Source organism: Streptomyces sp. WM6378, assembly GCF_001279695.1.
Classification (GTDB): Bacteria; Actinomycetota; Actinomycetes; order Streptomycetales; family Streptomycetaceae; genus Streptomyces.
Genome location: NZ_LGDD01000213.1, coordinates 1 through 334 on the forward strand (window position 1 = coordinate 1; position 334 = coordinate 334).

The 334-nt window shown below is 65.9% G+C and carries 1 protein-coding gene; it reads right to left on the minus strand.

The features are described 5' to 3' along the window. Positions 1-334, minus strand: a 334-nt coding sequence (locus ADK54_RS17740) for a carboxyl transferase domain-containing protein (RefSeq protein WP_324610167.1), incomplete at both ends; no start/stop codon positions are given.

Genomic DNA, 334 nt, shown 5'->3' on the forward strand with positions numbered 1-334 from the left:
GCCACCGAGACCGTTCTGGGTGATCTCCTCACCCGTCACCGCCCGCACCACATCCGGACCCGTGATGAACATCTGCGACGTCTCACGCACCATGAACACAAAGTCCGTGAGCGCCGGACTGTAGGCCGCGCCGCCCGCACACGGGCCCAGCATCACGCTGATCTGCGGGATCACACCCGACGCCCGCGTGTTCCGCTGGAAGATCCCGCCATACCCCGCGAGGGCAGAAACGCCTTCCTGGATACGGGCGCCAGCGCCGTCGTTCAACGACACCAGCGGAGCACCCGCCGCGATCGCCATGTCCATGATCTTGTGGATCTTCGTCGCATGCGCC